The sequence below is a fragment of the Streptomyces sp. NPDC054840 genome (genome assembly GCF_053611065.1).
Genome location: NZ_JBSGZP010001112.1, coordinates 1 through 1,352, shown reverse-complemented (window position 1 = coordinate 1,352; position 1,352 = coordinate 1). Strand labels below are relative to the sequence as shown.

The following is a 1,352-nucleotide window of genomic DNA, read 5'->3' as shown; positions in this document are numbered from 1 at the left end:
GGCTCCGGCCGCCGCCGAAGCCGTCGCCGTGGCCGAGGAGGCCCCGGTCAAGCCGAAGCGCACCCGCACCCGCAAGGTCGCGGCCGCGCCGGAGGCGTAAGCCTCACGAAGCACCCCGCCGATGGCCCCGATCCCCTTCCGAGGGGGCCGGGGCCATCGGTCCGCCCGGGCCGTGCCGACGCCCGTACGGGCCGGTAACCTCGGGCCATGAGCAAGCCGCCGCGCCTCACCCTGCCCGCCGCCGCCCGCGCGTACCTCCTCACCACCGAACGCGGCGGGTTCGCCGTGCACGAGGCCGGTGAGCCCGTACACGGCACCGCCCTGCTGGTCCCCGGCTTCACGGGCAGCAAGGAGGACTTCATCGGCCTCCTGGAGCCGCTGGCGGCCGCCGGGTACCGGGTCGTCGCCGTGGACGGCCGCGGCCAGCACGAGAGCCCGGGCCCGCGCGAGGAGGCCCCGTACGCCTTGGAGGAGCTGGCGCGGGACGTCCTCGCGCAGGTCCGCGCCCTGGGCGAGGACCGCGTGCACCTGGTCGGCCACTCGCTCGGCGGGCTGATCTCCCGCGCCGCCGTGCTGCGCGACCCCGCGCCCTTCGCCTCGCTCACCCTGATGAGCAGCGGGCCGGCCGCGATCTCCGAGGACCAGCGAGCCCGGACGAAGCTGCTGGTCGCCGCGCTGGAGGCGATGGGGGACGACATGCCCGGGATCTGGGCGGCGATGCGGGCCTACGATCCCGCGGACGCGGTCCCGGATTCCCCGGAGCTCGTGCACTTCCTGCGCGAGCGGTGGCTGGCCACCGTCCCGGAGCAGCTGATCGTCACCGGCCGGACGCTGATCTCCGAGCCGGACCGGGTGGCGGAGCTGAGCCGCGTCGGCCTGCCGAAGCTGGTCCTGTCGGGGGCCGTGGACCTGGCCTGGCCGGTGCCGCTGCTGGACGAGACGGCCCGCCGCCTGGGTGCCCGGCGGGTGATCGTGCCGGGGACGGATCACTCCCCGAACGCCGAGGACCCGGACACGACGGCGCGCGAGCTGGCCGCGTTCTGGGACTCCTGCAGGCTTCATAGTTAGCCAGTGAAAAAATTTCCTTAGCGTAGGGAATGATTGCGGCCTACACTTCGTTGAACCAGTGCAAGCGAAACACTGACGAAGGGAGAAGCCCCATGCGCTTCGAGATTCTGCGCCTGGACGACGTCGACGGGTCCGCCATGGACAGCACCGTCGTCGACGCGGCCTCCGTCAACCGGATCGTGCAGCAGGCCGCAGCCGTCGGCCAGCGCATCCTGATCCGACCGGCCGAGAGTGCGTCCTGCTGACGCACCGCACGAAAAACGTATCCGCCCCCGCACCGTTCC

2 protein-coding genes are annotated in these 1,352 nt (G+C 72.9%); both read left to right on the top strand.

Annotated elements, in window-relative coordinates; all coding sequences use genetic code 11:
• The first annotated feature begins 207 nt into the window (after positions 1 to 207).
• The gene (locus tag ACWGIU_RS37980) at positions 208 to 1,068 is read left to right on the top strand and encodes an alpha/beta fold hydrolase (protein ID WP_453712657.1); all 861 of its coding nucleotides are present in this window, start codon (positions 208 to 210) and stop codon (positions 1,066 to 1,068) included.
• Between the two features lie 92 nt (positions 1,069 to 1,160).
• The gene (locus ACWGIU_RS37975; protein ID WP_453712655.1) at positions 1,161 to 1,313 is read left to right on the top strand and encodes a hypothetical protein; all 153 of its coding nucleotides are present in this window, start codon (positions 1,161 to 1,163) and stop codon (positions 1,311 to 1,313) included.
• The last annotated feature ends 39 nt before the right edge of the window (positions 1,314 to 1,352 follow it).

Bases quoted from the DNA above. Each gene is read 5' to 3' on its own strand.
- ACWGIU_RS37980 (WP_453712657.1), top strand. From the start codon at position 208: ATGAGCAAGCCGCCGCGCCTCACCCTGCCCGCCGCCGCCCGCGCGTAC.
- ACWGIU_RS37975 (WP_453712655.1), top strand. From the start codon at position 1,161: ATGCGCTTCGAGATTCTGCGCCTGGACGACGTCGACGGGTCCGCCATG.